At 71.9% G+C, this 23,565-nt stretch carries 18 protein-coding genes; all 18 read left to right on the top strand.

Annotated features, from left to right (window positions below):
- The first annotated feature begins 180 nt into the window (after nt 1-180).
- The 18 genes from MFF21_RS13510 (at nt 181) to MFF21_RS13425 (ending at nt 23,445) form a co-directional block, all read left to right on the top strand.
- Nucleotides 181-1,293 (top strand): BMP family ABC transporter substrate-binding protein, encoded by a 1,113-nt coding sequence (locus MFF21_RS13510; protein ID WP_238311642.1) that lies wholly within the window; start codon nt 181-183, stop codon nt 1,291-1,293.
- Nucleotides 1,294-1,298: 5 nt separating this feature from the next.
- Nucleotides 1,299-2,909: an ABC transporter ATP-binding protein gene (locus tag MFF21_RS13505; RefSeq protein ID WP_238311641.1), complete on the top strand. Its 1,611-nt coding sequence runs from the start codon at nt 1,299-1,301 to the stop codon at nt 2,907-2,909.
- Nucleotides 2,910-2,924: 15 nt separating this feature from the next.
- Complete coding sequence (locus MFF21_RS13500) at nt 2,925-3,977, top strand: ABC transporter permease (RefSeq protein ID WP_238311640.1); 1,053 nt, start codon at nt 2,925-2,927, stop codon at nt 3,975-3,977.
- 10 nt (nt 3,978-3,987) lie between these two features.
- A complete protein-coding gene (locus MFF21_RS13495; RefSeq protein WP_238311639.1) occupies nt 3,988-4,923 on the top strand; it encodes an ABC transporter permease in 936 nt (311 codons plus the stop codon).
- Nucleotides 4,924-4,969: 46 nt separating this feature from the next.
- Nucleotides 4,970-6,373 (top strand): amidohydrolase, encoded by a 1,404-nt coding sequence (locus tag MFF21_RS13490; protein ID WP_238311638.1) that lies wholly within the window; start codon nt 4,970-4,972, stop codon nt 6,371-6,373.
- A 64-nt stretch (nt 6,374-6,437) separates the two neighbouring features.
- Nucleotides 6,438-7,304 carry an aromatic ring-hydroxylating dioxygenase subunit alpha gene (locus tag MFF21_RS13485; protein ID WP_238311637.1) on the top strand — a complete coding sequence of 289 codons (867 nt, stop codon included), beginning with the start codon at nt 6,438-6,440 and terminating at the stop codon, nt 7,302-7,304.
- Nucleotides 7,305-7,312: 8 nt separating this feature from the next.
- Nucleotides 7,313-7,831 (top strand): nucleoside deaminase, encoded by a 519-nt coding sequence (locus MFF21_RS13480; RefSeq protein WP_238311636.1) that lies wholly within the window; start codon nt 7,313-7,315, stop codon nt 7,829-7,831.
- Nucleotides 7,828-8,508 carry a flavin reductase family protein gene (locus tag MFF21_RS13475; RefSeq protein ID WP_238311635.1) on the top strand — a complete coding sequence of 227 codons (681 nt, stop codon included), beginning with the start codon at nt 7,828-7,830 and terminating at the stop codon, nt 8,506-8,508. Before MFF21_RS13480 ends, MFF21_RS13475 begins: the two co-directional genes overlap by 4 nt.
- Before the next feature lie 85 nt (nt 8,509-8,593).
- Complete coding sequence (locus MFF21_RS13470) at nt 8,594-11,749, top strand: molybdopterin cofactor-binding domain-containing protein (protein ID WP_238311634.1); 3,156 nt, start codon at nt 8,594-8,596, stop codon at nt 11,747-11,749.
- The gene (locus MFF21_RS13465) at nt 11,746-12,243 is read left to right on the top strand and encodes a (2Fe-2S)-binding protein (protein ID WP_238311633.1); all 498 of its coding nucleotides are present in this window, start codon (nt 11,746-11,748) and stop codon (nt 12,241-12,243) included. Before MFF21_RS13470 ends, MFF21_RS13465 begins: the two co-directional genes overlap by 4 nt.
- Before the next feature lie 74 nt (nt 12,244-12,317).
- Nucleotides 12,318-12,776: a DUF3617 domain-containing protein gene (locus MFF21_RS13460; protein WP_238311632.1), complete on the top strand. Its 459-nt coding sequence runs from the start codon at nt 12,318-12,320 to the stop codon at nt 12,774-12,776.
- A gap of 29 nt (nt 12,777-12,805) precedes the next feature.
- Nucleotides 12,806-13,789: a DNA-3-methyladenine glycosylase family protein gene (locus MFF21_RS13455; RefSeq protein WP_238311631.1), complete on the top strand. Its 984-nt coding sequence runs from the start codon at nt 12,806-12,808 to the stop codon at nt 13,787-13,789.
- Between the two features lie 41 nt (nt 13,790-13,830).
- Entirely contained in the window at nt 13,831-14,925 is a 1,095-nt protein-coding gene (gene ada, locus MFF21_RS13450) for a bifunctional DNA-binding transcriptional regulator/O6-methylguanine-DNA methyltransferase Ada (protein ID WP_238311630.1), read from the top strand.
- A 304-nt stretch (nt 14,926-15,229) separates the two neighbouring features.
- On the top strand, nt 15,230-16,957 hold the full coding sequence (gene kaiC, locus MFF21_RS13445; RefSeq protein WP_238311629.1) for a circadian clock protein KaiC: 1,728 nt from the start codon (nt 15,230-15,232) through the stop codon (nt 16,955-16,957).
- An 8-nt stretch (nt 16,958-16,965) separates the two neighbouring features.
- A complete protein-coding gene (locus MFF21_RS13440) occupies nt 16,966-17,295 on the top strand; it encodes a circadian clock KaiB family protein (protein WP_238311628.1) in 330 nt (109 codons plus the stop codon).
- A complete protein-coding gene (locus MFF21_RS13435; protein WP_238311627.1) occupies nt 17,292-17,621 on the top strand; it encodes a circadian clock KaiB family protein in 330 nt (109 codons plus the stop codon). Before MFF21_RS13440 ends, MFF21_RS13435 begins: the two co-directional genes overlap by 4 nt.
- On the top strand, nt 17,611-19,365 hold the full coding sequence (locus MFF21_RS13430) for an ATP-binding protein (RefSeq protein WP_238311626.1): 1,755 nt from the start codon (nt 17,611-17,613) through the stop codon (nt 19,363-19,365). The genes MFF21_RS13435 and MFF21_RS13430 overlap by 11 nt, the downstream gene beginning before the upstream one ends.
- A 168-nt stretch (nt 19,366-19,533) precedes the next feature.
- A complete protein-coding gene (locus MFF21_RS13425) occupies nt 19,534-23,445 on the top strand; it encodes an ATP-binding protein (RefSeq protein ID WP_238311625.1) in 3,912 nt (1,303 codons plus the stop codon).
- Nucleotides 23,446-23,565: the final 120 nt, after the last annotated feature.

The following is a 23,565-nucleotide window of genomic DNA, read 5'->3' as shown; positions in this document are numbered from 1 at the left end:
GGCTTCCGTGCCCCGGGAGGGCGCGGCCGGGGGCGCATCGCAGGATTTGCACCAACGCGGCCGAGATGCGGGCCGGGCGGACTTCCCGTGGGGACCCGCTTCCCCGGAACAGGCACGCTTCTTGCCGCTCCGGTCCCTGCACAGGGCGCGAAACCAGCGCCCGCCACGGGGACTGCATCGATGGCAAAGATCTTGACGCCCGACCGGCGCCGCTTCCTTGGGCTCGGGGCCGCGGCCGGGGCCGGGCTTCTGCTCCCGCCCACCCTCAGGCAGGCACAGGCCGCCAGCTTCGCCCCCGTCGCCGAGAAGGATGCGGTCATCGCCTTCGGGCATGTCGGCCCCGTCAACGACGAGGGTTGGACCTGGAGCCACGACCAGGGCATGAAGGCCGTCCAGGCCGCCTTCCCGCAGGCCAAGACGCTCTTCGTCGAGTCGATCCCCTATTCCGCGGACGCGACCCGCACCTTCCGCCAGTTCGTCTCGCAGAAGGCGAACATCATCTTCGCCACCTCGCAATACGGCGACTTCCTCAAGGACGTGAGCAAGCGCGCCAAGGGCGTGGCGGTGATGGAGGCCAACGGCTCCACCGTCGACGAGAACCAGGGCTGGTACTACCTCGCGCACTGGTACCCGACCTACGTGATCGGCGTCGCCGCCGGCCTGATGAGCAAGACCGGCAAGCTCGGCTATGTCGCCTCCTTCCCCGTCGCCTCCTGCTACGCCTCCACCAACGCCTTCCTGATGGGGGCCCGCTCGGTGAAGCCTGAGGCCACGCTGCAGGTCGTCACCATCAATTCCTGGTTCGACCCCCAGGCCGCGACCCAGGCCGGCGTGGCGCTCGCCAACAACGGCTGCGACTTCCTCTTCGGCATCATGGACGAGGCCGGCTATCTGCAGGTCGCGGAGCAGCGCGGCATCAAGGCGGCCATGTGGAACACCGACATGCGCCGCTTCGGGCCGAAGGCCTATGTCAGCTCCGTCGTCTGCGACTGGAAGAAGTTCTACGTCGATCAGGTCGCCAAGCGCCTCGCCGGCACCTGGCAGCCGACGGGCACCATCCTGCCCTTGGGCGGGGGCATCGACCGCGACAAGTGGGGCGAGAGCGTGCCGGAGGCGGTGGCCAAGCAGGCCGACGCCGTGCGCGAGAAGATGCTCGCCGGCTACAACCCCTTCACCGGCGAGCTCAAGGACAACAAGGGCAAGGTCCGCGTCCCGGCCGGCAAGGCGATGACCGACATGGAGCTCTACAGCTGGGACTGGTCGATCGAAGGCGTGGCCGGTCTCGGAGCCTGATCCCGATGAATGCCCTCGCGCTCGCCCGGGCGGAAGCCCCGCTCCCCGCGATCGAGGCCGAGGACGGCAGGACCGGGTATCCGCCCGGCACGCCGCCCCTGGTCGAGCTGCAGGGCATCACCAAGACCTTCCCCGGCGTCCTCGCCAACGACTCCGTCGATCTCGACGTGATGCCGGGGGAGATCCATGCGCTGCTCGGCGAGAACGGCGCCGGCAAGTCCACGCTGATGAACGTGCTCACCGGCATCTACAAGCAGGATGCCGGGCGCATCATCATCGACGGCTACGCCCAGGACCTGCCGACCCCGCAGGCGGCGATCGCGGCGGGCATCGGCATGGTCCACCAGCATTTCAAGCTGGTGCCGGCCTTCACCGTGGCCGAGAACGTCCATCTCGGCTGGCCGGAGACGCCCTGGCGGGCCTCCGCCGCGGTGCTGGAGCAGCGCACCCGGGCGCTGGCGGAGCGCTTCAACCTCGCGGTGCGGCCGGATGCGCGGGTGGGCGACCTCTCCGCCGGCGAGCAGCAGCGGGTGGAGATCCTGCGGGTGCTGGCGCGCTCGGCCCGCATCCTGATCCTCGACGAGCCGACCGCCGTGCTGACGCCGCAGGAGGCGCAGGAGCTGTTCCGCGCCCTGCGGGCCTTCCGCGAGGGGGGCAACGGCGTGATCTTCATCAGCCACAAGCTCGACGAGGTGATCGAGATCGCCGACCGCATCAGCGTGCTGCGCGGCGGCCGCAAGGTGGCGACGCAGCCGGCCGCGGGCGCCACGGAGCGCAGCCTCGCGGCGCTGATGGTCGGGCACGAGATCACCCTGCGCAAGACGCGGGCGCGGCGGCCGGACCTGGCGGTCTCGCCCCGGCCCTTCGTTGAGCTGAAGGGCATCCACGCCCTGGACGATCGCGGCCTCCCGGCGCTCCACGACCTGTCCATCGGCCTGCATGGCGGCGAGATCCTCGGGATCGCGGGCGTCGCCGGCAACGGCCAGCGCGAGCTGAGCCAGGTCATCACCGGCATGCGCCCGATCACGGCCGGCACGGTGCTCGTCGACGGGAAGGCGGCGAAGGCGGGGGACGCGGCGGCCTTCGCCAAACTCGGCATCGGCCACATCCCGGAGGACCGCCTGCGCTCCGGCCTCGCGCCCTCCCTGAGCATCACGGACAATGCGGTCCTGCGGGAATACGGCAAACCGCCGATCGGGGGCTTCGGCCTGTTCCGGCCGCGGGCGGCGGGCCGGGTCGCCCGCGCCATGGCCAAGGCGGCCGAGGTCGCGATCCCGAGCTTCGAGATGCCGGTGCGCAACCTCTCCGGCGGCAACCAGCAGCGCCTGGTGGCCCGGCGCGAGGTGCGCATCGCCGATCGCGTCCTCGTGGCGGCCTATCCGAGCCGCGGCCTCGATGTCGGCGCCATCGACACCCTGCTTTCGCTGATCGCGGCCCTGCGCGACGAGGGCAAGGCGGTGCTGCTGTTCTCCGAGGAGCTGGAGGAACTGCTCGAACTCTCCGACCGCATCGCCGTGCTCTTCAACGGGCGGATCATGGGCACCGTGCCTGCGGCCGAGGCCGATATCGAGACGCTCGGCCTGATGATGGGCGGGCAGCGGCAGATGCAAGCGTAACGGCGGATCGACACGATGAACTGGCGCCTCCAACGCATGCCCTCGGCGACTGCCGCTGCGGCCCTGACGGGACGCATCCTCGCGATCCTGATCGCGCTCCTCTGCGTCGGCCTCGTGCTGGCGGTGGGCGGCCGGGCGCCCGTCGCCATGGGAGCCGACTTCCTGACGACGGCGACCGGCTCCATGGAGGGCCTGGAGGATGTGGGACTGTTGCTCACGCCCCTGATCCTCACCGGCATCGCCGTCGCGATCACCCAGCGGATCGGGCTGTGGAACATCGGCGGCGAGGGCCAGTTCAGCGTCGGCGCCCTGGCGGCGACCGCGGTCGGGCTTCACCTGGACGGGCCGGATTCCGCGATGCTCCCGGCCATGGCCGCCGCGGCCATGGTGGCCGGGGCGCTGTGGATCCTGCTGCCCACCCTGGCCCGGGCCTATGCCGGGGTGAACGAGCTGATCACGACCCTGCTCCTCAACTTCGTCGCGGCCCTGCTCGTGGCCTGGGTCGCGACCGGGCCCTGGCGGGACAAGACCGGCGCCGCACTCGCGGCGACGGCGCGGGTGCCCTACGAGATGCCGGCCCTGGGCGACGCTTTGCATTGGGGCCTGCCGATCGCGGTCGCCGTGGCGATCGGGGTGGCCCTGCTCCTCAGCTTCACCCGCTTCGGCTACGAGGTCCGCGTCGCCGGTGCCAATCCGGGCGCGGCGATCTATGCCGGCATCCCCGTGCGCCGCCGCATCATCGCGGTGATGCTGCTCTCCGGCGCCATCGCCGGGCTCGCCGGCATGATCGAGCTGTCGGGCACCGCCCACCGTCTCCAGGGCGGCATCTCCAACAATTACGGCTATCTCGGCATCATGGTCGCCGTGCTCGCCCGCGGCTCCTGCCTCGCGGTGCTCGCCACGGCGGCGCTGATGGCGACGCTCCTGAACGCCGGCATCATCCTGTCGGCCCAGGGCCTGAACACCAGCGCCGTGCTCGCGACCACGGGCCTGATCCTGTTCTTCACTGCGATCGGCGACGAGCTCGCCCATTACAAGCTCGTGCGCCAGCCGGCGCGGGCCGCCTGAGGGGATCGCCATGGAGATCATCACCGGCATTCTCGCCACCGCCGTGCTGGCGGGCGGCGTTCTGGCGCTCGCCGCCCTCGGCGAGGTTCTGGCCGAGCGGGTCGGCGTCGTGAATCTCGGCGTCGAGGGATTGATGGCGATGGGCGCGCTCACCGGCATCGCCACCGTCTCGGCGACGGCGAGCCCGACGCTCGGCTTCCTGGCGGCGCTCGCCGCCGGCTTCCTGTTCGGCTGCCTGTTCGCCCTGGCCACCGTCCTGATGCGGGCCAACCAGGTGCTGTGCGGCCTCGCCCTCACCCTGCTCGGCACCGGCCTCGCCGCGACCCTCGGGCGCCCCTATGCGGGCTCGCCGGCCAGGGCCGTGTTCGAGCGCGTGCCGATCCCGTATCTCAGCGACCTGCCGGTGGTCGGGCAGGCGCTGTTCTCGCAGAACCTGCTCGTCTACCTGATCTACGGTCTCCTGCCGGTGGCCATCCATTGGCTGATGTTCAAGACGCGCCACGGCCTCAACATGCGGGCGGTGGGCGAGAATCCCGCCGCCGCCGACGCCTCTGGCATCCCCGTCACCGCGATCCGGTTCTGGTACGTGGCTCTGGGCGCGGCCCTGGCCGGGGGGGCCGGCGCCTATCTCACCCTCGCCTTCGTGCCGTCCTGGTCGGAGGGCGTGGTGGCCGGCCGCGGCTGGATCGCGGTGGCGCTCGTGATCTTCGCGGGCTACCGGCCGCTCACGGCGGTGGGGGCGGCGCTGATCTTCGGCATCATCACGGCCCTGGGCTTCGTCGGCCAAGCCCGCGGCTGGCCGGTGGCGCCGGCCATCCTCTCGATGCTGCCCTATCTCGGCACTATCGCCTTCATCATCCTGCCCGTGGTCGCTTGGCAGCGGCTGAAGCCCTTCTTCGCCGAGCCCGCCGCCCTGGCCCGCCCCTATCACCGCGACGTGCGGTGAGGGGCGGGCGGCCTCTCCGCTCCCGAATTTCAGATCGAGTCTGCCGATGCCGCCCGTGCGCCACCTCCTGAAGAACTGCGCCGCCGTGGTGAGCGACGACGGCAGCGGACCCAAAGTGCTGCGCGACGTCGACATCCTGATCGAGGGCCCGGCGATCACGGCGATCGGCCAGGGGCTGGCCGATGGGCCGCTCGCCGAGGGCGTCGCGGTCACGAACGCGGAAGGGTGGTTCGTCTATCCGGGCCTCGTGAACACGCATCACCACTTCTTCCAGTGCTTCGTGCGCAACCGCGCCGAGCTCGACTGGACCAGGCTGTCGGTGCTCGAATGGCTCGACCGGATCTATCCGGTCTTCTCCCGGCTCGACGAGGATTGCTTCTACCATTCCTCGGTCACCGCCATGGCGGAGCTGATCAAGCATGGCTGCACCACGGCGCTCGACCATCAGTACTGCTTTCCGCGCCATGCCGGGAAGCGCCTGATCGACCGCCAGTTCGAGGCGGCGGAGCTGCTGGGCCTGCGCTTCCACGCGGGCCGCGGCGGCAACACCCTGCCGAAGTCGGAAGGCTCGACGATCCCCGACGCGATGCTGGAGACCACGGACGAGTTCATCGGCGACTGTGCGCGGCTGATCGACAGCTATCACGAGGCGGGGCGCTTCGGCATGCGCCGGGTCGTGGTGGCGCCCTGCCAGCCGGTGAACTGCTACCGCGAGACCTTCGTGGAATCCGTCGCCCTGGCGCGGGACCGCGGGGTGATGATGCACACGCATGTCGGCGAGGGCGAGAGCGCGGTGATCCAGGCGCGCCACGGGATGCGCACGGTCGATTACTGCGCGGAGCTCGGCTTTGCCGGGCCGGACGCCTTCTACGCCCATTGCTGGGAGCTGACCCACGACGAGCTGCGCACCCTCGCGCGCAGCGGCACCGGCGTCGCGCATTGCCCGGAGCCGGTCTACCTGGTGGGCGCCGAGGTCACCGACATCCCGGCCATGGCCGCTTTCGGCGTGAAGCTCGGCCTCGGCTGCGACGGCGCCGCCTCGAACGACAATTCCAATCTGATGCACTGCCTGCACTCGGCCTACATGCTGCAGTGCCTCGTCGCCGCGAAGCGCGCCCATCCCGTTCCGCCGGCGGCGGACTTCCTCGCCTACGCCACCGCCGGCGGCGCGCAGGTGCTCGGCCGCGACGATATCGGCCGGCTCGCGCCCGGCATGGCCGCCGATCTCTTCGCCATCGACACGCGCCGGATGGACTATGTCGGCACGCGCCACGATCCCCTGAGCCTGATCCCGCGGGTCGGGATCGGCGCGCCCGTCGACCTGACCATGATCAACGGCCGCATCGTCTGGCGGAAGGGCGAGCTGGTCGGCCTCGACGAAGGCAAGCTCTTCGCGCAGGCCGAGGCGGCGCTCGCGGCCTCGGGCGCGGCCCCGGGGAAGCCGCTGTGACGCCGCCGCGACCGCCCGTCGGCCGTGCCGTTCGAGACACCCGGGGCCCGAGGAGCACCGAGCGATGAAGACCACCGACCCCGTCGCCCTGAACGAGTGGTACGCCATCGAGACCGCGGCCGAGGTGACGGCGCGGCCCCGCGCCACGCGGCTTCTCGGCCAGGACATCGTCTCCGAGCGGCGCGAGGACGGCGCCTTCCTCGTGCGCGAGCGGGCCGCGGATGGCAGCCTCGGCCCCGCCCTGCCGGCCCGGGAGCGCTACGGCTGCCTCTGGACGACGCTGGGCCAGCCCAACCGCGACCTCCTCGTCATCGAGGAGGCCGCCGAGGCGGACCGTCGCTTCGTACCCTGCGGCTGGGTGAAGCTGCGCACCTCGGCGCCCCGCGTGGTCGAGAACTTCCTCGACATGGCCCATTTCCCCTTCGTCCACACGGACATCCTCGGGGCCGAGCCGCATACGGAGGTGCCGGCCTACGCCTCCGAGATCCGGCGGGACGTGGACGAGGTCTGGGCCACCAACTGCACCTTCTTCCAGCCCCGCATCGCGGCCACCGAGTCGAGCGGCGACTTCGTGCGGCTGACCTACCGGGTGCCCTCGCCCTTCGTGGTGATGCTCTACCGGGTCTGCCCGACCGCGCCGACGCGCCTCGACGCCATCGCCCTGTTTATCCAGCCGATGGAGGAGGAGCTATGCCGGGCGCAGGCGGTGATGTACCTCGTCGACGACGTCTCGACGCACACCGCGCTCCTGAACTTCGAGCAGGTCATCTTCCTGCAGGACCGCATCATCGTCGAGAACCAGCGACCCCTGCGCCTGCCGCTGGAGCCCCGGCACGAGATTCCGACCCGCGCCGACAAGTCCTCCGTGGTCTACCGGCGCTGGCTCAAGGAGAAGGGCCTGCGCTTCGGCACCACCGGTCAGCCGGGATGAGGACGGGGATGTACGACGAACGCTTCATGAAACGGGCGATCGCCCTGTCCGAGCGCGCCCTGACCGAGCCCGGCACCGAGCCTTTCGGCGCCGTGATCGTGCGCGACGGGGAGATCGTCGGCGAGGGGCTGAACCGCGCCCGGGCGCGGTTCGACCCGACCTCCCACGGCGAGGTCGAGGCGATCCGTGACGCCTGCTCGCGCCTGCAATGCCTCGATCTCAGGGGCTGCGAACTCTACACCTCCTGCGAGCCCTGCGCCCTCTGCGTGGCGACGATGAGCGTGGTCGGCATCTCCCGGCTCTACTACGCCGCCTCCATGGAGGATGCCGGCACCGCCTTCGCGGGGCTGACCCGGGCGCAACGCCATCCCGTCGACCCGGACGCCCTGCGGGCGGAGGCCGGCGCCCCGGTCGAGCAGCGGGCGCTGCCCGCCGAGCAGCATGGCGCGCCGCAGGCCGCCGCGATCCTCGACGCCTGGGGCGCGCGGCTGCGGGCCTCCTCCGGCCCGCAGGATGGGCAGGCATGACCGGCGGGACAACCGCTGCGCCTGCGGGGACGGTGACGTTCGATTTCCGCGTGCTCTCGCCCCGCGACCGCTACAAGCTGATGATCGGGGCGATCGTGCCGCGGCCCATCGCCCTGGTGACGACGGTCGATCCCGAGGGCCGGGTGAACGCGGCGCCGTTCTCGTTCTTCAACTGCCTGTCGCACGATCCGCCGATCCTGGCGCTGGGCGTCGAGAACCATCCCGACATGTCCTTCAAGGACACGGCCGGCAACATCCGGCTGACGGAGGTCTTCACCGTCAACATCGTCAGCCACGCCATCGCCGAGGCGATGCATGTCTGCGCCGTGGGCTTTCCCGCGGGCACCGACGAGCTCGCCGAAGCCGGGCTCACCGCCGTGCCCGGCACGGTGATCGCCGCGCCCTGGATCGCCGAGGCGCCCGCCGCCTTCGAGTGCCGGCGCCACACCACCCTGGAGATCGGCAAAGCGCGCCAGATCATCCTCGGCGAGATCGTCTACGCGCATTTCCAGGCCGAGGTGGTCGACGCGGAGCGCCTGCGGATCGACCCGTCCCGGCTCGACGCCATCGCCCGCCTCGGCGGCTCGACCTGCTCGACCATCCGCGACCGCTTCGAGATGCCGACGCCGACGCTCGAGGATTGGATGGCGCGCAAGGGCGGGACGGAGCCGGCCTAGCCGCGGGGCTCCGAGGCCGCACGCCCTGGCACGTCGCTTGCGGTCGAGCTTGCCGGAAACTCCGCGAAGGGCAGGCGCCGACGGCATGAGGATTCTGCAACCGCGCGACACGGACGAGGCGGTCGCGCTGCTCGCGCGATACGGGTCCGCCGCCCGGCCGGCGGGGGGTGCCACGGCGCTCCAGCTCGACTGGGCCGCGGGCGTGGAGCGGCCGGAGGTGCTGGTCGACCTGTCGCGGCTCGCCGGCCTGCGCGGCGTCACGACAGCCGGGGCGGAGGTGAGCATCGGGGCGGCGACGCCGCTCGCGGTGATCGAGGCCGATCCGGTGGTCGCGCGGGACCTGCCGCTCCTGCGCGAGGCGATCCGCGGCATCGCGGCTCCGGGCATCCGCACCTTCGCGACTCTCGGCGGCAACATCGCCGGCCGTGCCGGCTGCGCCCTTCCGGCTCTGCTCGCCCTCGACGCCGTGCTGGATCTGCGCAGGCCGGGCGGCCTCGAACGGCGCAGCCTCGCCGACTGGCTCGCCGCCCCACCCGCACCGGACAGCCTGATCCTCGCCGTCCGGTTGCGCGCCCAGGGCGCGCAGGATCGCTTCACCCAGCGCAAGACCGGGCTGCGCGCCGCCTTCACCCCGAGCATGATCGGAATAGCGGGGCTGCTGCGCCTCGCGGAGGGCCGCATCGTCGGCGCGCGCCTCGCGGTGGGCGGCGGCCGGGTTCCGCCGCGTCGGCTGAGCGGCGCCGAGGCGCAGCTCCTCGATCGCCCGCTCGCGGCCATCGACTGGGCGGGGCTGCACGCGGCCCTGCTCGCGGAGATCGAGGCGCCGGACGATGCCTTCCGCAGCGCCCGCTATCGCCGCTGCGTGGCCGCCAACGCCCTCGTCGCCGGGCTCGGCGGCCCGGGGGCTTTGCCTGCCCGCTCCGTCGCGGAAAGGCGGTCCCGCCGGCCCGCACCGAAGGCGCCGCCGCCGGGCGAGGTCGTCGTCTCCAAGGCGGCGGATCCGGAAGCCTGGCACATCCGCCCGGACATCCCCGACAAGGTGCACGGGCGGCTCGCCTATCTCACCGATGCCCGCCGGCCGGACATGCTGGTCGGGCGCATCCTGCGGGCGGGGCTGCCCCATGCCCGCATCCTCGCCATCGACACGCGCGAGGCCGAGGCGCTGCCGGGCGTCGTGGCCGTCGTCACCCACCGCGACGTGCCCGGCCTCAACGGCTACGGGATCATGGTGCAGGACCAGCCGGCCTTCTGCGACAGCCTCGTGCGCTACGCCGGCGATGCCGTCGCGGCCGTGGCGGCGGTGGACGCGGCGACGGCGCAGGCCGCCCTCGCCCGCATTCGCGTGACCTACGAGCCGCTGCCCGTCCTCGACACGCCGGAGGCCGCCCTCGCCCCGGACGCGCCGCAGCTCCACCCGGAGGGCAATCTGCGCCGGGAGATCCGCTTCTCCCGGGGCGATGCGGCGGCGGCGCTGGCGACCTGCGCCCATGTCGTCGAGGACACCTACGTCACCCCGCGCCAGATGCACGGCTTCATGGAGACCGAGGGCGGCTGGGCCATGGTCGAGCCCGACGGGTCCCTGACGGTGCGGGCCGGCGGCCAGCACGGCGCCCGCGACCGGCTCCAGCTCGCCCGCATCCTCGGCTGGCCGGAGGCGCGCATCCGCGTCGTCACGAGCCCGACCGGCGGTGCCTTCGGGGGCAAGGACGAGCTCACGGTCCAGCCGGCCCTCGCCCTGCTCGCCCTCAAGGCCGGCCGGCCGGTGCGGCTGCATCTCGACCGGGCGGAATCGGTCCTGGCCGGCTCGAAGCGCAACCCGACGCGCATCCGCATGCGCACCGGCTGCGACGCGGAAGGCCGCCTCGTCGCCGTCGCGGTCGATCTCGTGGCCGATGGGGGCGCTTATGCCTCCCTCAGCCCCGGCGTGGTCGAGACCGCGCTCGAACATTCCTGCGGCCCCTATGCCGTGCCCCATGTCGAGGCGCGGGGCCGCCTCGTGGCGACCAACAACGGCACCGGCGGCGCCTTCCGCGGCTTCGGCGCCAACGAGATGACCTTCGTCATCGAGAGCCAGGTCGGCCGCCTCGCCGAGAAGGTCGGGCTCGATCCCGTCGCCATGCGCCGGCTGAACCTGCGCGCGGTCGGCAGCCCCGGTTTCCTGGGCCAGCGCGTCGGCCCGAGCGAGCGGCTCGCCGAGATGCTCGACGCCGCGGCGGCGAGCCCGCTCTGGGACGCGCCGCGGGAGCAGACCGGCGAATGGATCGGCGTCGGCATGGCCCTGAACTACCAGGGCAACGGCCTCGGTTCCCTGCCGGAGGACCATGCCGAGGTGACCTTGCGGCTCGCCGAGGACGGCGCCATCGAAGCGCTCTACGGTCTCGACGAGATCGGCCAGGGGCTGCAGACGGCGATCCGCAGCGCCGTCGCCGCGAGCCTCGGCATCGCCCGGGAGGATATCCGGCCGGTCATCGGCGATACCGGCACGACGCCCGATTCCGGCTCCACCACCGCCTCCCGCGGCACCTTCGTGGTCTGGAAGGGCGCCGAGGCGACCGGTCCGGGTCTCCGGCGGGGGCTCCTCGCCGCCGCGGCGCGGTTGCTCGACCGCGCGCCGGAAGATCTCGCCCTCGGCCCCGGCGGCATCCGGGAGGCCCGCTCCAACAGCGGGACGCCGCTCCTGCCCTTCGCCGAACTCGCCGCGCGCCTGCCGGAAGCGGCGCGGCCCCGGGAATCCGCGTCCTTCGACTATCCCAAGACCGCGTACACCGCCGGCAATGCCCGCTATCTCTTCGCCTTCGGCGCCACCCTCGCCCGGGTCGCGATCGATCGGGTGACCGGCCTGGTGCGCGTGCTCGATCTGCACCAGCACACCGCCGCCGGGCCGGTGCTCGATGCGGCGGCCTATCTCGGCCAGATCGAGGGAGGCGGCGTGCAGGGCCTCGGCTTCACCCTGCACGAGGACGTGCGCCTGGAGGCCGGCTGGCCGCTGACGGCCAATCTCGACACCTACATGCTGCCGGGCATCGCCGATGCCCCGCTGGGCAGCCGCGTCCTCGCCCTTCCCGATCTCGATCCGGGCGATCCCTACGGCCCCCGCGGCGTCGGCGAGATGGGCATCGGCGCCGTTACCCCTGCTATCACGGCCGCCATCGCCGACGCGATCGGCCATTGGCCCGTCGTGACGCCGATCCCCCCCGAGACCCTGCTCGACGCCATGGCGGCCAAGGAGATCCGGGCATGACCACGCCGTGCTTTCGCCTGAACGGTCGCGAGCAGGCGCTCGCCGGGCCGCCCGATCAGCGCCTCCTCGACATCCTGCGCGAGGATCACAGGCTCACCGCCGCCAAGCCCGGCTGCGGCATCGGGCGCTGCGGCGCCTGCCTCGTCCTCGTCGACGGCGCGCCGGCCAATGCCTGCCTGGTGCCGGCCTACCGGCTCGACGGCGCCGAGGTGGTGACCGCCGAGGGGCTCGACGCCCTGCCGGAGGCCGAGATGGTGCGGGCCGCGCTCGTCGCGGAGAACGCCTTCCAGTGCGGCTATTGCGCCCCGGGCTTCACCATCGCCCTGGTGGCGCTGCTCCGGCGCGATCCGGAGGCCGACGAGGCGGCGCTCCGTGCGGCGCTCGCAGGCCATCTCTGCCGCTGCACCGGCTACGCCTCGATCCTGCGCGGTGCCCGCGCCGTGCAGGAGCGGTGGCGCACCGCACAGGCTGCCGAGGCGCCCGCGCCGGCCTGAGGATTCGGGAGCAAGAAACGGATCGCGCCTGCGCTTCGGCCGTGCTCCCGTGCGGAGAAGCGGGAGGGCTGGCCATGGCGCGGGCAGGTTCGATCGGGCTCGGCGGCGGCCTCGCCGTGATGCTGGCCGGGTCCGCGTTCGGCGAGCCGGGGACGCTGGACAGCGGCCTCTACGAGATCGCGGTGACGCTGGAGCTGCCCGCCCTGGACGACCGAACCGCCCGGAGGACCGCCCGGCTCTGCCTCGATGGGCAGGCGGGCGCGGAAAACCCCGGCTTCGCGGTGCTGAGCGACAACAACCCCCTCGCTCGCTGCCCCGTGGCGCCGGCGCGCCGCGCGGGAAACACGCTGACCTTCGACATCGCCTGCGAGGGCCGGAACGCTGCCCGGGCGACGGCGCGCTATGTCCTGGCGCCCGACAGCGTCCAAGGCCGCGTCGCCATGCAGATGGGCGGCAAGACCATGACCATGACCGAGATCCAGGTCGGCCGCCGCATCGGCGCCTGCGCGGCCGGCGGGCGCCCGGGGCTGTGAGCGCGGCCCGGCAGCCCAAGATACAGGGCATGGAACGATCCCCGGCTTCGACGCTGCGCATCCCCTTCACGCCGCCCTACGATTGGGAGGGCGTGCATGCCTATCTCGCCGCCCGCGCCATTCCCGGCGTCGAGGCGGCCGGCCCGGGCCGCTACGCCCGCACAATCGCCCTCGGCGGCCGGCCTGGGCTCCTCCAGGTCGTCCGCGGAGAGGACGCGTCCGTCCTCCTCTCCCTCGACCGGCCGGAGGCGATGCCCGAGGCAGCGGCGCGAATCGCGCGGGTCTTCGATCTCGCCGCCGATCCGGCTGCCATCGGCGCGGCCCTGTCCGCCGATCCCTTCATGGCCGGCCTCGTCGCGGCCCGGCCGGGAATCCGCGTGCCGGGGGCCTGGGACGGGTTCGAGCTCGCCGTGCGCGCCGTCCTCGGCCAGCAGGTCTCGGTGGCCGCCGCCACCCGGCTCGCCGGCAAGCTGGTCGCGGCCTTCGGCCAACCCCTCGCCCCCGAGGCACCGGCGCGGGGAGCCGGGCTGAGCCATGTGTTTCCGTCGCCCGAGGCCCTGGTCGAGGCCGATATCGCGCTCGCCCTCAACATGCCCCGCGCCCGCGGCGCCGCGATCCGGGCGCTCGCGGCCGCCGTGATCGCCGAGCCGGATCTGTTCGCCCCGGGCCAGGGCCTCGCCGCGTCCGTTGCCCGCCTCAAGGCCCTGCGCGGCATCGGCGACTGGACGGCGCAGTACATCGCCATGCGGGCGCTGCGGGCGGCGGATGCCCTTCCCACCGGCGATCTCGGCCTGCTGCGGGCGCTGGAGGATGCGGCCGGGCGCCCGAGCGCCAAGGCCCTGGAGGCGCGCTCGGCCGCCTGGAGTCCGTGGCGCGCCTATGCGGTCCTGCATCTCTGGGCGCATGATGCGGCCCGCCTCGCGGCCGATCCGGGGAAGGCCGCGACGAAGCGGATTGCGGAGCAAGCCGCGGGATGCGGGCCGGGTGGCGCGGGCGCAAAGGTGGCCCCATGAGCGGGCGCCGCGGGGCGCCCCGCCGCGAAGGAGGTTCCCCCATGCGGATCGCCGAACCGAAGACTGAGCCGACGATCGCCCTCGCGCTGCCGGCCGAGGACGCGGCACGCTGGGCGGCGCTCGCCGCCCGCGATCCGGCCGCCGATGGGCGCTTCGTCTATTCCGTCCGCACCACGGGCGTGTATTGCCGCCCGAGCTGCCCCTCGCGTCCGGCCCGGCGCGAGAACGTCGCCTTCCACGCGAGCTGCGCGGCGGCCGAGGCGGCGGGCTTCCGCCCCTGCCGGCGCTGCCGGCCGAACGAGGCTTCCCTGACCGAGCGCCAGACCGAGGCCGTGGCCCGCGCCTGCCGCCTGATCGATGCGGCGGAGACGATGCCGTCCCTCGACGTCCTCGCCAAGGCTGCGGGCCTCAGCTCCTTCCACTTCCACCGGGTGTTCCGTGCCGTCACCGGCATCACGCCGAAAGCCTATGCGCGGGCGCGCCTGGCAAGCCGGGTCGCCGAGAGCCTGCAGGTGGCCGGTTCCGTGACGCAGGCCGTCTACGAGGCCGGCTACAACGCGCCAAGCCGGTTCTATGCCGAGGCCTCCGAGCGGCTCGGCATGAGCCCCACCGCCTACCGCAAGGGCGGCCTCGGCGCGCGCATCCGCTTCGCGGTGGGCGCCTGCGCCCTCGGCGCCATTCTGGTCGCGGCCACGGAGAAGGGCCTCTGCGCGATCCTGCTCGGCGACGATCCCGACGCCCTGGTCCGCGACCTGCAGGACCGCTTCCCGAAGGCGGAGTTGACCGGCGGGGATGCGGATTTCGAGCGCTGGGTGGCGGAGGTGATCGGCTTCGTCGAGGCGCCGGGCCGGGGGCTCGACCTCCCCCTCGACATCGGCGGCACCGCCTTCCAGCAGCGGGTCTGGGCGGCCCTGCGCGCGATCCCCGTGGGCCGGACCGCGACCTATGCGGAGATCGCCCGCGCCATCGGCGAGCCCGCGGCGGTGCGGGCGGTGGCGATGGCCTGCGGCGCCAACACGCTGGCCGTGGCGATCCCCTGTCACCGGGTGGTGCGCTCGGACGGCGCCCTCTCCGGCTACCGCTGGGGCGTCGAGCGCAAGCGCGACCTCCTGGCCCGGGAAGGGGTGGCGCGATGAGCGCCGCCGCCGCGCCCGCCACGTCGTGAGGAGAGCGCCCGAAGCCAGCTTCGGTCCCGAGAGCAGCACGGCGAGATCCCCGGACGCCATCGAGGAGGCCCGTCGCGATCGCGCCCGTATTGTATTCCTCACGGTTTTTGCAATTCTTAGTTGAATCGCGGGGCGGACTCGGCGGAAGAAGCCTCGAAGGCGCCTGCCGACGCCATCGCTGCGACCCGACACGAACCCCGTCCCGGAAAGCCGCTCCTTCACCGGCTGCAGCGAAGCCGGCCCGTGCTGCCGCGCCGGATCGGACCGCCGCGCTATGTTCGAGGGGCCAGTGACCGCAGAGACATCCATCGTGGCACGCGAACCTGATCTGCTCCCCCCGTTGCGGAAGGTGAAGACCGGCATCGCCGGCTTCGACGAGATCACCTTCGGCGGCCTGCCGGCGGGGCGGCCGACCCTGATCTGCGGCGCGGCCGGATGCGGCAAGACGCTGTTCGCGACGACTTTCCTCGTCAACGGCGCCACGCAGTTCGACGAGCCGGGGGTGTTCGTGAGCTTCGAGGAGCGGGCGGAGGACCTCGCCGCCAACGTCGCCTCCCTCGGTTACGACCTCGACGGCCTGGTCGCGGAGGGCAGGCTCGCCATCGACCATGTCCGTGTCGAGCGCAGCGAGATCGAGGAGACCGGGGAATACGACCTCGACGGCCTCTTCATCCGCCTCGGCTTCGCCGTCGACTCGGTCAAGGCCAAGCGCGTGGTCCTCGACACCATCGAGACCCTGTTCTCCGGCTTCGGCAACGAGACCATCCTGCGCTCCGAGCTGCGCCGGCTGTTCGGCTGGATCAAGGATCGCGGCCTGACCGCCATCATCACGGGCGAGCGCGGCGACGGCGCGCTGACCCGCCAGGGTCTCGAGGAATACGTCTCGGATTGCGTGGTGCTCCTCGACAACCGCGTCGAGGAGCAGATCACCACGCGCCGCCTGCGGGTGGTGAAGTATCGCGGCTCCGCCCACGGCACGAACGAGTACCCGTTCCTGATCGACGCGGAGGGGATCAGCGTCCTGCCGGTCACCTCGGCGGATCTCAACTACACGCCCCCCGGCGGCATCGTCTCGACGGGCATCGCCGGCCTCGACCAGATGCTGGAGCCCGGCGGGTTCTATCGCGGGTCGAGCATCCTGATCTCGGGCGAGGCCGGCACCGGCAAGACCACGATCAGCGCCAGCATCGTTGATGCGGCCTGCCGTCGGGGCGAGCGCTGCATGTCCTTCGTCTTCGAGGAGAGCGGCGCGCAGATCTGCCGGAACGCCCGTTCGATCGGCCTCGACCTGAAGCGGCACGTCGAGGCGGGTCTCCTGCGTTTCGAGGCGGCACGGCCGGCCCTGTTCGGCCTCGAGATGCATCTCGCGCGCATGCACCGCGACATCGACCGCTTCCAGCCGAGCCTCGTCGCGATCGATCCGCTCTCGGCCCTGCGCGGGCCGCTGAACGAGATGCAGGCGACCATCCTGCGCATGGTCGATCTGCTCAAGAGCCGCGGCATCACGGCGGTGTTCACGAGCCTGCGCGACGACGGGGGCATGGACCAGACCGACGATTTGGGCGTTTCATCCCTGATGGATTCCTGGGTGAAGCTGCTCAACGTCGAGGCGAACGGCGAGCGCACGCGGACCCTCTATGTCATCAAGTCGCGCGGCATGAGCCACTCGCATCAGGTCCGCGAGTTCCTGATGTCCGGAGAAGGCGTGCAGCTGGTCGACGCCTATATCGGCCCGGCCGGCGTCCTCACCGGCACCGCCCGCGCGGCCCGGGAGGCCGAGGAGCGGGCCGCCGATCTCCGGCGCCAGCAGGAGAACGAGCGCCGGCAGCGGGACTTGGTGCGGCGCCGCCAATCCATCGAGCGCCAGATCGCCGAGCTTCATGCGGGGCTGGCGGCCGCGGAGGAAGAGGAAAGCCTCCTGCGCGCCGAGAGCGAGACCCGCGAGGTGCAACTCGAGACAGAGCGTCGCGACATGCGCGCGCGACGGAGTGCGGCCCGATGAGTGACGAGATGCCCGACGTGAACGACGCCGTGTCCGAGGCGGATCTCGATCCGGGGCACTATCACCTGCGCCTGTACGTTGCCGGACAGACCGCCAAGTCGCTCGCTGCCATGTCGAACCTGAAACGGTTCTGCGAGGAGCATCTGGCCGGCCGCTACGACATCGAGGTCATCGACCTGATGAAGACTCCCCAACTCGCCGCCGGGGATCAGATCCTCGCGATCCCTACGCTCGTGCGCCGCCTGCCCTCGCCGCTGAAGCGCATCATCGGCGATCTGTCCAACACGGAGAAGGTGCTCGTTGGCCTGGACATCCGGCCGAAGGCGGACCTGCCTTGAGCACCCCAGCCCCGTCCACCGAGACCGGGGGCCGCTACCTCCTGCGCCTGTTCATCGCCGGCACCTCGCTGCGGTCGCAGCAGGTGATCGAGGCGGTCCGCCAGGCCTGCGACGCGCGGCTGACCGGCGCCTACGACCTGGAGATCGTCGATATCTACCAGCAGCAGCAACTGGCCGAGGCGGATCGCGTCCTGGCCGCGCCGACCCTGGTGCGGATCCGCCCGGGGCCCGTGCGGCGTATCGCCGGCGACCTCTCCGACGTGCAGCGCATCCTGAAGGGGCTCGGTCTCGACGCTTCGCCGACGGACGATGCCGATGAGCGCTGAGACCCTCATCCCGCCGGACGGGCCGGATCCGGCCGCCTATCGGGCTCGTATCCGCGAGCTGGAGGGCCGCCTCGAGGAGAGCGAGGAGACTCTGGCAGCGATCCGGCGCGGCGATTTCGACGCCGTCGTGGTGGAAGGCGCCGGCGGCGAGCAGCTGGTCTACACCCTGGAGAATGCCGACCGGCCCTACCGCGTGCTGATCGAGCAGATTCAGGAGGGGGCCTTCACCCTCAACGCGGATGCCACGGTTCTCTACTGCAACCGGCGCTTCGCCGAGATCCTCGGCCTCCGTCAGGAGACCCTGATCGGCCGGTCGTTGCGCGCCTTCGTCGAGCCCGGCCACGAAGCGGCGCTCGCCAGCCTGCTCGCGGAGGCGGTGCGCGCCCCGGTTCGCGGCGAGATCGCGCTTCATAACGGCGCGGGCGCGCTGCGGCCGGTCTACCTCTCGCTCAACCGGCTGGAGCGGGACGGGGAGGGCACCCTGATCTGCGGCGTTCTCACCGATCTGAGCGAGGAGCGCAGCCGCATGTACGAGCTCGCCGAGGCCAATGCGCGCCTGCGGGCCGAGATCTCGGAGCGGGAGCGGATCGAGGACGCCCTGCGCCAATCCCAGAAGCTGGAGGCGGTGGGGCAGCTGACCGGCGGCGTGGCCCACGACTTCAACAACCTCCTGACGGTCATCAAGTCCTCGACCGACCTCCTGAAGCGGCGGGATCTGCCGGAGGAGCGCAGGAGCCGCTACGTCCAGGCGATCTCCGACACGGTCGACCGCGCGGCGAAGCTGACGGGCCAGCTCCTCGCCTTCGCCCGCCGGCAGGCGCTCAAGCCGGAGACCTTCGACGCCGGGGCGAGCGTCGCCGCGATCGGCGACATGGTCGCCACCCTCACCGGGGCGCGGATCCGCGTGGTGACCCGGCTGCCCGAACGGCCCTGCTGCATCCATGCCGATCCGAGCCAGTTCGACACCGCCATCGTCAACATCGCCGTCAACGCCCGCGACGCCATGGATGGCGAGGGCGAACTGGCGATCTCGGTGCGCTCGATGGACGGAATCCCGGCGACGCTGAGCCAGGCGGCGGTGCCGGGTACTTTCGTGGCCGTGGAAATCGGCGACACCGGCTCCGGCATCCCGCCCGCCATCCTGGAGCGGATCTTCGAGCCGTTCTTCACGACCAAGGGGATCGGCCAGGGCACGGGCCTCGGGCTGAGCCAGGTCTTCGGCTTCGCCAAGCAATCGGGCGGCGAGGTGCTGGTGCAGAGCGAGGTGGGACGCGGCACGACCTTCACGCTCTACCTGCCGCGTGCCGAGACACCGGACGTCCCGTCGAGGCCCGAGGAGGATCCGTCCCAGATTCCCGTCGACGGCCGTGGCATCTGCGTGCTGGTGGTCGAGGACAATGCGGAGGTCGGCAGCTTCGCGACGCACACGCTCCAGGAGCTCGGCTACGCGACGATCTGGGTCCGCGATGCCGAGGCCGCCCTCGACGAACTGGAGAAGATCCCCTTCCGCTTCGACGTGGTCTTCTCGGACGTGGTCATGCCCGGCCGGGACGGGGTCGATCTCGCCAACGAGATCCGCGGCCGGCTGCCGTCCCTGCCCATCGTCCTGACCAGCGGTTACAGCCACGTGCTGGCCCGGGACGGCACGCACGGCTTCGAGTTGCTGCACAAGCCCTATTCCGTCGAGCAGCTCGCCCGCGTCCTCGGCCGCGTCATCGCGGAGGGGCGGCGTGCCCGGACATGACGCGGCACTTCGAGCGCGCGACGGAACCGGGCCGCTCCGCCCGTGGGTTTGAGCCTTGTCGACCCGCTTCCATCCGCACGCGCGTGCGCGTGACCGTTCAGGCCTCCGGACTCCAACCGCTTGATACCCGCAGTGGATGATCGTGTGCTCCCCGGGCAAGATCCGGGTTTGCGTTTCCTGGCAGGCGGCGGCGAGCTGGGCGCGCTCATTCGTGCGCAGGACTGGGCCGCGACGCCCCTCGGACCCGCCCATGCCTGGCCCCAGAGCCTGAAGACCGCGGTCGGCATCATGCTCACCTCCCGCCAGCCCATCTGGATCGGCTGGGGGAGCGCGCTCACCTTCCTCTACAACGACGCCTATCAGTCGATCATCGGTGGCAAGCATCCCTGGGCGCTGGGCCGGCCCACGGCGGAGGTCTGGAGCGAGATCTGGAGCGAGATCGGCCCGCTCCTCGCCACGGCCATGGGCGGGATCGAGGGGACCTACGTCGAAGAGCAGCTCCTGGTCATGGAGCGCAACGGCTATCCGGAAGAGACCTACTACACGTTTTCCTACAGCCCGATCCCCGGCGACGACGGCGAGCCGGGCGGCATCATCTGCGCCAACAGCGAGGACACCCACCGGGTCATCGGCGACCGGCAGCTCGCGCTGCTGCGCGACCTCGCGGCCGAGACCGTGGTGGCGCGCTCCTGGCGGGAGGCCTGCGAGCGGAGCATGGGCGCGCTGGCCCGGGATCCGTACGACATTACCTTCGCGCTTCTCTACCTCCTGGAGCCCGGGCAGGAGATCGCCGAATGCGCGGGCACGATCGGGCTCGCGCCCGGATCGGCCCTCGCACCGGACCGGATCGGGCTCGGCGAGGACGACCCCTGGCCCATCGGCGCGGTCATGCGCGAAGGCGAAATCCGTCTGCTCGGGCGACGCGACGCGGACGGGCTCACGGATGCGGGCGGGGTCTGGGAGCGCCCGACGCGTCAGGCCGCCCTGCTGCCCCTGCCGGCGAGCAGCGATACCGGCCGCGGCGGCGTCCTGATCGTCGGCCTCAATCCCTATCGCCTGTTCGACGCGGATTACCGCTCCTTCCTCGGCCTCGTCACGGGGCAGATCGCGGCGGCCATCGCCAGCGCCGACGCCTACGAGGAGGAGCGCCGCCGCGCCGAGGCCCTGGCGGAGCTCGACCGCGCCAAGACGGCGTTCTTCTCCAATGTCAGCCACGAGTTCCGGACCCCGCTGACTCTGATGCTGGGGCCGCTCGAAGAGGTCCTGTCCGGGGAGCCCCTGCCGGAGACGGTCCGCACGCAGGTGGCGCTGGCCTATCGCAACGGCATCCGCCTGCTGCGCCTCGTGAACAGCCTGCTGGATTTCTCGCGGATCGAGGCGGGGCGGGTCCAGGCCGTCTACGAGCCGGTCGATCTCTGCCATTTCACCGGCGAGATCGCCTCGAGCTTCCGCTCGGCCCTCGAGCGGGCCGGCCTTTCCCTGGAGATCCGCTGCGATCCCGCCTCCCTGATCGCCTTCGTCGACCGGGAGATGTGGGAGAAGATCGTTCTCAACCTGCTCTCCAATGCCTTCAAGTTCACGATGACCGGAGGCATCACCGTGACCGTGCAGGCCGTGGCGGAGCCGCGGTGCGCCAGGGTCTTGGTCGCCGATACGGGGATCGGCATCCCCGCCACCGAGCTGCCGAAGCTGTTCGAGCGCTTCTACCGGGTCGCGGGTGCGCAGGGGCGCAGCTTCGAAGGGAGCGGGATCGGCCTCGCGCTGGTGCAGGAGCTCGTCCGGCTGCACGGGGCCGAGATCGCCGTCGAAAGCGAGGTCGGCCGGGGGACCACCTTCGCGATCACGCTGCCGCTCGGGCAGGCCCATCTCCCGGCCGCACAGGTTCGCGAAGCGGGCGACGGGACAAGGGCCGCGACCTGGGCGCAGGCCTATCTCGAAGAGGCCCTGCAATGGCTGCCGGAGGCGGCGTCCGGCCTCGAGGCCGCGGGCGAACTCGCCACGCCGGATCTCGGGGCGATGGCGGTCGACGGCACCGCGCGGACGGATGTCGGCAAACACATCCTCCTCGCCGACGACAATGCCGACATGCGGGCCTACGTGGCGCGGCTCCTCGAGAACCAGGGCTATCGCGTCACCGCCGTCGGCGACGGCGAGGCGGCGCTGGCGGCGGCCCGGCGGTCCCCGCCCGACATGCTGCTCACGGACGTGATGATGCCGAAGCTCGACGGCTTCGGCCTGCTCCGCGCCATCCGCCAGGATCCCGCCACCGCGGGCGTTCCGGTCATCATGCTCTCCGCCCGGGCGGGCGAGGAGGCCAAGGTCGAGGGCCTCGATGCCGGGGCCGACGATTATCTGGTGAAGCCCTTCGCCGCCCGCGAGCTGCTCGCCCGGATCAACGCCAACATCCGCATGGCCGATGTCCGCCGCGAGGCCAGCCGCGCCATCTGGGCCAGCGAGCAGCGCTTCCGCATCACGCAGGACCGGCTCTCGATCGCGCTGTCGACGGGGGGCGTCGGCGTGTTCGAATGGGAGATCGACGCCGACAAGGTCGCCGTGCTCGGACCCATCGCCGAGATCTACGGCGTCGACCGGCAGCGGGCCGAGGCCGCGGGCCTGCCCCTCGCCCCCTTCCTGGCGGGAATCCATGCGGAGGATCGCGACCGGGTGAAGGAGGCCATCGCCCAGGCCATCGCCGAGGGCACGCCCTATCGCGCGGAATACCGCGTCACCGGCAGCGGGCAGGAGCGCATCGTGCTCGCCCAGGGCAAGCCCTCCGAGATGCCGGGCGGGAGCAAGCGGCTGGCCGGCGTCATCATCGACGTCACGGGGCAGCGGCATGTCGAGCGGCAGCTCCAGGCCCTGAACGACCATCTGGAGCAGCGGGTCGCCGAGGAGGTGGCCGAGCGCGCCGTGGCCGAGGAAGCGCTGCGCCAGGCGCAGAAGATGGAGGCGGTGGGCCAGCTCACCGGCGGCGTGGCGCACGATTTCAACAACCTGCTCACCATCATCCGCTCCTCCGTCGAGTTCCTGCGGCGGCCGGACCTCGCCGAGGAGCGGCGCCGGCGCTACCTCGACGCGGTCTCCAACACGATCGACCGGGCGGCCAAGCTCACGGGCCAGCTCCTCGCCTTCGCCCGCCGCCAGGCCCTCAAGCCGGAGGTGTTCGATGTGGGCGACCGGCTCGACAGCATCTCCGACATGCTGGACTCGGTCACGGGAGCCCGCATCCGCGTGGTCACCGAGCTGCCGGAGGCGCCCTGCTTCGTGCGCGCCGATGCCAGCCAGTTCGAGACGGCGCTCGTGAACATGGCGGTGAACGCCCGCGACGCCATGGACGGGGAGGGCACCCTCACCCTGCGCCTCGAGGCCGGCGGCCCGATGCCGCCGATCCGCGGCCATGCGGGCGCGGCGGGCCCCTTCATCGCGGTCTCGGTGATCGACACGGGATCGGGCATCGCGCCGGGCAACCTCGCGCGCATCTTCGAGCCCTTCTTCACGACCAAGGAGGTCGGCAAGGGGACCGGCCTCGGCCTGAGCCAGGTGATCGGCTTCGCCAAGCGATCCGGCGGGGATGTCAGCGTGCAGAGCGCGGTGGGGGAGGGGACCGCCTTCACCCTCTATCTGCCCCAGGCGCCCGCGCCCGCCGCGGAAGCCGCGCCCCGCATCGAGGAGGCGGGGCCGGGCGAGGAAACCGGCCTGTGCATCCTGGTGGTGGAGGACAATCTGGAGGTCGGCCGCTTCTGCACGCAGATCCTGGAGGATCTCGGCCACACGCCGGTCTGGGCTGAGAACGCGGAAGCGGCGCTCGCGGAGTGGCAGAAGGACCTCGACCGGTTCGACGCGGTGTTCTCTGACGTGGTGATGCCCGGCATGGGGGGCATCGAGCTCGCCCGCTTCATTCGGGCGCGGCAGCCCGCCCTGCCGGTGGTGCTGACCTCGGGCTACAGCCACGTCCTGGCTCAGGACGACACCCACGGCTTCGAGCTCCTGCGCAAGCCCTACTCGGCCGAGGAGCTGGCCCGGGTGATCAGAACCACGGTCCGGAAGCGGCGCCAGCGCCGCGGCCGTCCCGCCTTCTGAGCCGGCGCCGGAGCCATGTCGTCGGCGCGGGAAAGCGTCTCTTGGGCCCCGATCGGAGGCTCCGTGCGCGCCCGATGCAGCTCAGGAAGAGGATAAACGAATAGGTGCCGCCGCTGTGCT

It is taken from the genome of Methylobacterium organophilum (assembly GCF_022179465.1).
In the GTDB taxonomy this organism is placed as follows: domain Bacteria; phylum Pseudomonadota; class Alphaproteobacteria; order Rhizobiales; family Beijerinckiaceae; genus Methylobacterium; species Methylobacterium organophilum.
This window is presented reverse-complemented; position numbering and strand designations above follow the sequence as displayed.

Bases quoted from the DNA above. Each gene is read 5' to 3' on its own strand.
- MFF21_RS13510 (WP_238311642.1), top strand. From the start codon at position 181: ATGGCAAAGATCTTGACGCCCGACCGGCGCCGCTTCCTTGGGCTCGGG.
- MFF21_RS13505 (WP_238311641.1), top strand. From the start codon at position 1,299: ATGAATGCCCTCGCGCTCGCCCGGGCGGAAGCCCCGCTCCCCGCGATC.
- MFF21_RS13500 (WP_238311640.1), top strand. From the start codon at position 2,925: ATGAACTGGCGCCTCCAACGCATGCCCTCGGCGACTGCCGCTGCGGCC.
- MFF21_RS13495 (WP_238311639.1), top strand. From the start codon at position 3,988: ATGGAGATCATCACCGGCATTCTCGCCACCGCCGTGCTGGCGGGCGGC.
- MFF21_RS13490 (WP_238311638.1), top strand. From the start codon at position 4,970: ATGCCGCCCGTGCGCCACCTCCTGAAGAACTGCGCCGCCGTGGTGAGC.
- MFF21_RS13485 (WP_238311637.1), top strand. From the start codon at position 6,438: ATGAAGACCACCGACCCCGTCGCCCTGAACGAGTGGTACGCCATCGAG.
- MFF21_RS13480 (WP_238311636.1), top strand. From the start codon at position 7,313: ATGTACGACGAACGCTTCATGAAACGGGCGATCGCCCTGTCCGAGCGC.
- MFF21_RS13475 (WP_238311635.1), top strand. From the start codon at position 7,828: ATGACCGGCGGGACAACCGCTGCGCCTGCGGGGACGGTGACGTTCGAT.
- MFF21_RS13470 (WP_238311634.1), top strand. From the start codon at position 8,594: ATGAGGATTCTGCAACCGCGCGACACGGACGAGGCGGTCGCGCTGCTC.
- MFF21_RS13465 (WP_238311633.1), top strand. From the start codon at position 11,746: ATGACCACGCCGTGCTTTCGCCTGAACGGTCGCGAGCAGGCGCTCGCC.
- MFF21_RS13460 (WP_238311632.1), top strand. From the start codon at position 12,318: ATGGCGCGGGCAGGTTCGATCGGGCTCGGCGGCGGCCTCGCCGTGATG.
- MFF21_RS13455 (WP_238311631.1), top strand. From the start codon at position 12,806: ATGGAACGATCCCCGGCTTCGACGCTGCGCATCCCCTTCACGCCGCCC.
- ada (WP_238311630.1), top strand. From the start codon at position 13,831: ATGCGGATCGCCGAACCGAAGACTGAGCCGACGATCGCCCTCGCGCTG.
- kaiC (WP_238311629.1), top strand. From the start codon at position 15,230: ATGTTCGAGGGGCCAGTGACCGCAGAGACATCCATCGTGGCACGCGAA.
- MFF21_RS13440 (WP_238311628.1), top strand. From the start codon at position 16,966: ATGCCCGACGTGAACGACGCCGTGTCCGAGGCGGATCTCGATCCGGGG.
- MFF21_RS13430 (WP_238311626.1), top strand. From the start codon at position 17,611: ATGAGCGCTGAGACCCTCATCCCGCCGGACGGGCCGGATCCGGCCGCC.